Source organism: Tsukamurella sp. 8F (genome assembly GCF_029167375.1).
In the GTDB taxonomy this organism is placed as follows: domain Bacteria; phylum Actinomycetota; class Actinomycetes; order Mycobacteriales; family Mycobacteriaceae; genus Tsukamurella.
In genome coordinates this window covers 1-8,122 of the sequence record NZ_JARFTP010000057.1, presented here as the reverse complement: position 1 = coordinate 8,122, position 8,122 = coordinate 1, and the positions used below count along the sequence as shown (strand labels likewise).

6 protein-coding genes are annotated in these 8,122 nt (G+C 69.2%); all 6 read right to left on the bottom strand.

Going from position 1 to position 8,122, the window contains the following annotated elements; genetic code table 11:
* Positions 1-47: 47 nt before the first annotated feature.
* Positions 48-764 carry a MerR family transcriptional regulator gene (locus P0W64_RS22265; protein WP_275482389.1) on the bottom strand — a complete coding sequence of 239 codons (717 nt, stop codon included), beginning with the start codon at positions 762-764 and terminating at the stop codon, positions 48-50.
* An 84-nt stretch (positions 765-848) separates the two neighbouring features.
* Complete coding sequence (locus P0W64_RS22260) at positions 849-2,153, bottom strand: serine/threonine-protein kinase (protein ID WP_275482388.1); 1,305 nt, start codon at positions 2,151-2,153, stop codon at positions 849-851.
* A 104-nt stretch (positions 2,154-2,257) separates the two neighbouring features.
* Positions 2,258-4,132, bottom strand: coding sequence for an ABC transporter ATP-binding protein (locus P0W64_RS22255; protein ID WP_275482387.1), 1,875 nt, complete (start codon positions 4,130-4,132; stop codon positions 2,258-2,260).
* Entirely contained in the window at positions 4,129-5,859 is a 1,731-nt protein-coding gene (locus tag P0W64_RS22250; protein ID WP_275482386.1) for an ABC transporter ATP-binding protein, read from the bottom strand. Before P0W64_RS22250 ends, P0W64_RS22255 begins: the two co-directional genes overlap by 4 nt.
* Entirely contained in the window at positions 5,844-6,455 is a 612-nt protein-coding gene (locus P0W64_RS22245) for a TetR/AcrR family transcriptional regulator (protein ID WP_275482385.1), read from the bottom strand. Before P0W64_RS22245 ends, P0W64_RS22250 begins: the two co-directional genes overlap by 16 nt.
* Before the next feature lie 48 nt (positions 6,456-6,503).
* Positions 6,504-7,943: a DUF1731 domain-containing protein gene (locus tag P0W64_RS22240; protein WP_275482384.1), complete on the bottom strand. Its 1,440-nt coding sequence runs from the start codon at positions 7,941-7,943 to the stop codon at positions 6,504-6,506.
* Between the last annotated feature and the right edge of the window lie 179 nt (positions 7,944-8,122).

Genomic DNA, 8,122 nt, shown 5'->3' with positions numbered 1-8,122 from the left:
GGTTCCACGGGCCGCGGCCTCCCTCCGGCCGGAGGGAGGCCGCCGGTTCACCGAGCGCGGTTCGCAGCCTGGATGAACTCGATCTGCTCCGGGCTCGGACCGCCGTGGTCGCGCCGGATCTCCGCGGCGTTCTCCCGCTGCATCCGGTACAGGCCCTCCCGCACCTCGTCGTCGCCACCGTGGAAACGCTGTAGTAATGCCATCCACCGCTCGGCGAGGCCCGCCGCCTCGGCGGACGCCGGGTCGACACCGCCGTCGATCGCCCGCTGTACCTGCGGGATCAATTCGCCCCACGCCCGCGTGGTCTCCGACGCCTGCTGCGGGTCGACGCGCCGCTCGATGCCCGCGAGTTGCTCGTTCGTGAAGTACTTCCGCGCTACCTCGTCCACTGCATTCACCTTCCTGATGAGATCCAGGAGGTCCGACGAGTCGACGGGTGAACGCTCCAGCGACGCCAGCACCCCCGAGACCCGCGACCGCAGCGCGGACAATACCGCGACCTGTTCGTCGAGATACTCCAGTTGCCGGCCGAGCACCTCGCCGAGGGGCACCGCGCCGTCGAGCACGGACGCCGCCGCAGCGAGCGGGACGCCCATCTGCCGCAGTGCGGACACCACGTACAGTCGACGCAGGTCCGCGTCCGCGTACAGCCGGTGTCCCGTGGTGGACCTCGCCGCGGGCGTGACCAACCCGATCTCGTCGTAGTGGTGCAGCGTACGGACGGTCAGTCCCGTCGCGTCCGCAACCTCGCCGATCCGGTACACGTCTCCACCTCTCGCCGTCCTCCGCCGCCGCAGGTGCGACGGCCCAGCCGACGCTAGGACCTCCCGCTACGTCAGGTGCAAGCGTCAGAGCGCGATGAGCACGACGATCAGCACGAGCACCGCCACAGCGGCGACGCCGGCGACGATCCACGCCGCGAGCGGCATCCCGCCCGACGACGGACCGGGGGGCTTCGTCCCCTGTGGCTGTTGCGCGGGGGGACCGGCCATCGGGCCTACGAAGGGCGCACCCGGGGCCTGTCGACCCGGTCGGGGTACCGCTCCCGAGGGACGGCCCGGCACCGGCGCCTGCGGCCGGTACGGAGCGGATGCGGGCGCGTACGGCTGCCGACCTGGATACTGCGGCGCCGACGGGTGCTGAGGCGGCAGCCCCTGCTGCGGAGGCAGACCCGGCCTCGACGAGAGGCCCTGCTGGGGCGGCAGGCTCTGACCGGGCGGTACGGGATAGCCAGGCCCCGACGGGTAACGCGGCCCGGACGGATGCGAGCCGGGCGGGAACGGTCGGCCCGATCCGCGGGGCGTTGCGACGGCCTGCCGCAACGCGGCGGCGAACTCGCGACAGGACCCGAACCGCTCGGCCGGGGTCTTGGCGAGTCCACGAGCGACGACGGAGTCCACCGCAGGCGAGATGCCCTGCCGGATCGCCGAGAGCCTGGGTGGCGGAGCGTTGAAGTGCGCGTCGATGACCGCGTCGGTGGTCCCGCCCGCGTACGGCACCTTTCCGGCGACGAGGTGGAAGAACGTCGCGGCCAGGGAGTACTGGTCCGAACGCGGATCCAGCGGCTCGCCGCACAACTGCTCCGGCGATGCGTAGGCGAGTGTGGCAAGCACCGTGCCGACGACGGTCAGCTGGGACGAGTCGTCGCCGCCCTTCGCGACACCGAAGTCGGTGAGCAGCACGCGACCGGGCTCGCCATCGTCGTCCGCGCCGGATACCAGGATGTTGGCCGGCTTGATATCCCTGTGCAGCAGCCCCGCTTTGTGCGCGTAGTCGAGGCCGCGCGCGATCTGCGAGACGATGTGGACCGCGGTGTCGACGGGCAGGCCGGTGGGCGACTTCTTCAGCAGCACCGAGCAGTCGTCTCCCTCGACGTACTGCATCGCGATCCACAGCCGGTCGTCCGCGCGGCCGCGGTTGTAGATGGTGACGATGTTGTCGTGATCGAGCCGTGCCGCGAGCTCCGCCTCCCGCAGGAAGCGCTTGCGGAAGGCGTCGTCTGCCTCGTACCCGGCACCGAGCACCTTGAGCGCGTCGTGGCGCGGCAGCTCCGGGTGCTGGGCCAGATAGACCGAGCCCATCCCGCCCGAGCCGAGCCGCCGCTCGATCCGGTAGCCGCCGATCACCGTGCCGGGTGCCAGTTCGTCCTTCATCCCGCTGTCGATCCACCCCTCTTCGCGTATGTCCGGTCCAGACTATCGTCTGCGCCCGGCCGCGCCTCGGCGCCCGCTGGGCCGCGGGCACCGGACGGGGCCGGCTACGTGGCCGGGCCGGTCAGCTCCTCGTCGCCCACCAGCGCACCCTCGAACTGCGCGCGATACAGCCGCGCGTACGCTCCGCCCGCGTCGAGGAGCTGCTGATGCGAGCCCTGCTCGACGATCCGCCCGGCCTCCATGACGACGATGACGTCGGCGTCCCGGATGGTCGACAGGCGGTGGGCGATCACGAAGCTGGTCCGGTCGGCGCGCAAGGCGTGCATCGCCTTCTGCAGCAGCACCTCGGTGCGGGTGTCCACAGAACTGGTGGCCTCGTCGAGGATGAGGATCGCCGGATCGGCGAGGAACGCACGGGCGATGGTGATCAACTGCCGCTCCCCTGCAGAGATGTTGCCGGCGTCGTCACCTATCACCGTGTCGTAGCCGTCCGGCAACGAGTGCGTGAAGCGGTCGACGAACGTCGCCTCCGCCGCCCGGCGCAGGTCCGCATCGGTCGCGTTCAGGTTGCCGTAGCGGATGTTGTCGGCGATCGTCCCCTCGAACAGCCAGGCGTCCTGCAGCACCATGCCGATGCGGGACCGCAGCGCAGGCCGCGGTACCGATGCGATATCGATACCGTCGAGCGTGATCCGCCCGCTGTCGACCTCGTAGAACCGCTCCACGAGGTTGACCAGCGTGGTCTTCCCCGCGCCGGTGTGTCCGACGATGGCGACCGTCATACCCGGCTCTGCGATGAGATCGAGGCCGTCGATGAGCGGCTCGTACACGTCCGCGGTCTTCTCCGGCTTGTAGCCGAACCGCACACCGTCGAATTCCACCCGGCCGCGTGTGGGTCGCGGCAGCTCGCCGTGCTCCTCCGGCACCTGCTCGTCGGCGTCGAGGACCGCGAAGACCCGCTCGGCCGAAGCCACGCCGGACTGCAGCAGGTTCGCCATCGACGCGAGCTGCGTGAGTGGCTGCGTGAACTGGCGCGAGTACTGGATGAACGCGACGACGTCGCCGAGGCTCATGGAGCCCGAGGCGACCCGCAGACCGCCCACGACGCACACGCCCACGTACTGGAGGTTCGAGACGAACATCATGATGGGCATGACCAGTCCCGATACGAACTGCGCCTTGTACGCCGCCGCAGTGAGCTCCTCGTTCTCGTCTGCGAAGCGTTCGGCCGCCTGGGCACGGCGGCCGAACACGGTGACCAGCTCGTGGCCCGAGAAGACCTCCTCGACCTGGCCGTTGAGCTTGCCGGTATGACTCCACTGCTCGACGAAGCGGCGCTGTGAGCGCTTCATCACCTGCCCGGTGAGCACGACGACCAGCGGGATCACGACGACCACGACAGCCGTCAGCAGCGGCGACACCCACAGCATCATGACCAGCACGCCGACGAGCGTCAGCACCGATACCAGCAACTGGCTGAGCGCCTGCGTCAGAGACTGGCCGAGATTGTCGATGTCGTTCGTCACGCGCGAGAGGAGCTCGCCGCGCGGCTGCTTGTCGAAGTACGAAAGGGGCAGCCGGTGCAGCTTCTCCTCCACCTGTCGGCGCAACTCGAACATCGCCCGCTGCACGGCGCCGTTGAGCAGATAGCCCTGCGCGTACTGGCACAGCGACGAGAGGATGTAGATCGCGACGGCCCACATCAGGATGTCGCCCACACGTCCGAAGTCGATGCCCGCGCCGTGATGCGCCTGCCTGAGCAGACCTCCGTAGATCTGATCGATCGCGGCACCGATGATCTTCGGGCCGGACACCGCCGCCGCGACCGCAGCGACCGATAGCACCAGGGCGCCCACCATCGCCCCGCGCTGCGCGCGTAGCAGCCGCACCAGGCGCCGCAGCGAGGGCCAGAAGTCGAGCGCTTTCTCCCCCGGGCCCAGTTGCATACCGCCGGGTCCGCGTCCCACCGGGCGCGTCATGCCGCACTCGCTTCAGTGGCCTGGCTGCCCGCGATCTCCTGGTACGTGGTGCAGGACTCGAGTAGTTCCGCGTGTGTCCCATGCCCGACGACGCGGCCGTCCTCGAGCACGAGTATCTGGTCGGCGGATGCGATGGTCGAGATCCGCTGCGCCACGATCACGACGGTGGCGTTCCTGGTGCGTGGGGCGAGGGCCGCTCGGAGCCGGGCATCGGTGGTGAGGTCGAGGGCCGAGAAGCTGTCGTCGAAGAGGTAGATCGACGGTCTGTTGACGAGGGCGCGCGCGATACACAGGCGCTGGCGCTGGCCGCCGGAGACGTTGGTGCCGCCCTGTGCGATCTCCGCGTCCAGCCCGCCGAGCGACGTCACGAAGTCCTTCGCCTGCGCCACCTCGAGGGCGTCCCATAGTTGGTCGTCGGTCGCGGCCGGATCCCCGTACCGCAGGTTGCTGGCGACGGTGCCCGAGAACAGGTAGGGCCGCTGCGGCACGAGCCCGACGTGGCCCCACAGTGCGTCATCCGCGATGTCCCGGACGTCGACGCCGTCGTAGCGCACGGCGCCCTCGGTCGCGTCGAAGAGGCGCGCGAGCAGCGATACCAGGGTCGTCTTACCGGACCCGGTCGAGCCGATGACGGCGATCGTCTCGCCGGGCACAGCCGTGAGGTCCACGCCGGTCAGCACGGGGCGGGCGGCACCCGGGTAGGTGAGCCCCACCCCGTCGAGCCGCACGTGTCCCGTGATCGGATCCGTCCGTACGGGATCCGCGGGCGGGCGCACCGTGGTGACGGTGTCCGTGACTGCGACTATCCGATCCGCCGACACCGACGCGCGCGGGATCATCATCACCATGAAAGTCGCCATCATGACCGACATGAGTATCTGCATGAGGTACTGCATGTAGGCCGTGATGGAGCCGATCTGCGCGGTGCCGTCGGCGACCATGTGCGCACCGAACCACCACACCGCGACAGTCGAGACGTTCATGACCAGCATGACCCACGGGAACATCACCGCCATGAGGCGCATGACGCGAATGCTCGCGTCCGTGAGCTCGGTGTTCGCATCGTGGAACCGTCGCGTCTCGAACGGCTCGCGACCGAATGCGCGGACCACGCGGATACCCGTGAGCTGCTCGCGCAGAACGCGATTGACCCCGTCGAGCCGGCCCTGGACGAGGCGGAAGCCCGGCACCATCTTCGAGATCACCACGCCCAGAACGACTCCCAACAACGGAACCGCGACGATCATCAGCCACGAGAGACCGACGTTCTCCTGCAACGCCATGACCACGCCGCCTACGGCCATGATCGGCGCCTGGATCATCATGGTCAGCGTCATGAGGACGAGCAGTTGCACCTGCTGCACGTCGTTGGTGGTGCGGGTGATCAGCGACGCTGCGCCGAACCCGGCCACCTCGCGGCCGGAGAAGCGCCCGACGGAGTCGAACAGCGCGGCGCGCGTGTCCCGCCCGAACGACATGGCGGTTCGCGCCGCGAAGTAGGTCGCCGTGGCGGCGACGATCATCTGCAGACAGGTGACCGCGAGCATGCGCCCGCCCTCGGCCCAGATGAAGCCCGTGTCGCCGACGGTGACTCCGCGGTCGATGATGTGCGCATTCAGGCTGGGTAGCAGGAGGTTGCAGACGACGCTGACCAGCTGACACACCGTGAGAGCCGCGAGCCAGGGCCGGTACGGCCGCAGCCTGTGGGTGATCAATCGGATGAGCATTCCGCTCCGATCCCGTCGAGCAGGGAGTCGACGATGAATGTGGGCACGAGGATGTGCCCCTGGCTGATATGCGGGTGGCTGCCCGCGAACGTGAGCAGGCGCAACAGATGCAGCGCCTGCTCGGGCGACACGGTGAGCTGATCCGCGTCGTCCCCTATGAGCCGCGTCATCGAGGCGGTGACCGCGGGCCCACCCTGCCGTGCACGTCTCCTCGCGCCTTCGTCCCGCAGGTAGGGCGGGGCGACCATCCCAAGCGCCGACATGAGGCCGAAGATCCTCTGAAAACGTGCCTGGGCGAGCTCGACGAATTGGTAGAGCCGTTGCCGCAGCGGCAGTTCCGGATCTATTGCGTCGACCTCTGCGAGGAACGGCTCAGGATCGAACGATCGCTCGACGACTGCATCCAGGAGCGCTTCCTTGGTGCCGAACGCCCGGAAGATGGTCCCCTCCGCCACACCCGCGGCCTCGGCGATCTGCCGCGTGCTCGGCACCGCCCCATGCGCCAGGAGCGCATCACGGGTGGCACGCACGAGCGCCTCACGCCGCTCCTCGGGAGGGAGATGCGGCGCGCGGCTGCGATGGGAGCTGTCGGTCACGCCGCCAGGTTAGCGAAATGAGCGCCCACTCACAACTGGTTTTCTGCGCTACCGACTCCGAAGTGCCCGCGTTCGGGACCTCGTCGGCAGCGCTGCTCGGCTCCGTGCCGGCAGGAGATCGGCGAGCGCGTCGTCCAGAGTCGGATGGGCGAACCGGAATCCGTTGTCGCGCAGTACTGTCGAAGTCGCGTGACGACCCGTCAGGCCGAGGGCGGGATCGGTGCGGAGCACGATGGCGCCCAACGCGAGCACGGACGCCGGGGTGGGCGGCGATGGCGGGCGGTGCAGCGCGCGGCGCAGAGTCCGCATGAGCTCGACATTGCGCACTGGATGCTCCGTCGCAGCGACGACGACACCGTCGGGCAGCTCGACACCGTCTTCGAGGCCGAGTGCGGCGCGCACGATCGCGAGCCAGTCGTCGATGTGGATCCAGCTGAACCACTGATCGCCGCTACCCACGCGCCCGCCGAGCCCCGCCAACGTGAGGTTCTCGAGTCGGCCGAAGGCCGGGGACTCGGGTTCGAGCACGATCGAGGTACGAATGATGTTCTGGTGGGTCGTATTCGCGCCCCGCGCCGCCGCCTCCCAGGGACGCGCGACGCCCGTCATCTGCGGGAGACCCGGTTCCGGCAGCGGCGTACCCTCGGTACAGCGCTGCTCGCCCGCGTCGCTCCAGATCGCGGTGGTGCTGGCCTGGACCCAGCGCTGCACCGGTCCGCGTTCCGCAGCGGCCGCCACCAGCGCATGCGTGGAATCCACGCGACTCGCCGTCAGCTGCACGATGTTCGCGTCCGTAGGCCGGCAGTCGACGAGTTCGCCCGCCAGGTTGATCACGACGGTGCGCGGCCGCTCCAACTCCTGTGCCCACGGACCGACGGTGACGCCGTCCCACCTCACGTATCGGTAGGGTGTTGCACGCCGGGGCCGGCCGCGAGTGAGGATCGTGACTTCGTGACCGCGACAGGCCAGGTCAGCCGCGACGCGGCCGCCGAGTGCGCCTGTGCCGCCCGCGATCAGAGCGTGCAGGGGACGCTCCGATCGTGCTCCGGCCAGCCGGGCGAGACGAGCGAAGTTCGCATGCGGTCCCGCCGCCACACGTCGCGCCAGGACACGGTCGTATACGGGCGACAACGGCCCCGCGGCCACCACCTCCTGGTGGACGACGGTGCCCCCTTCCACCGGCTCCAGTGTCCATCGCATGACCGTCCGCGCCAACGGCTCGGGCTGCGTGAGTTCGAGCCTGCGCCCCGTCTCGCACCGGGTCACCTCCAGCGGCGGGGCGAACGTCCGGTGCACCCATCTGCCGGCAACCGCCGGGATCCACTGCACCCGGTCGCCGAGGCGGAACAACGCGCCGTCGAGTCCGGCTGCGTCGATCGACGCCACGACCGAGAGCCACTCCGGCAGCCGGACCGGATCCGCGAGAACGGACCACACGCCTGGCGTGGAAGCGGCGATGAACTGACTGCTCCGATAGGCGACGTTCATGTCGCCGACGCTAATCCCGGACGCTTGGCGATCGGTTATGGGCGATCTCACGATGTGAGAGATCCCATGGAGTACGACGACGACCCCCGGGTGGTGATCACCACTATCGTGATGATCGCCGCCCCGAGGGCCTCGCGTGTTCGTTCTTCAAATGTTTGTCCGGCGGTGACCTACTCTCC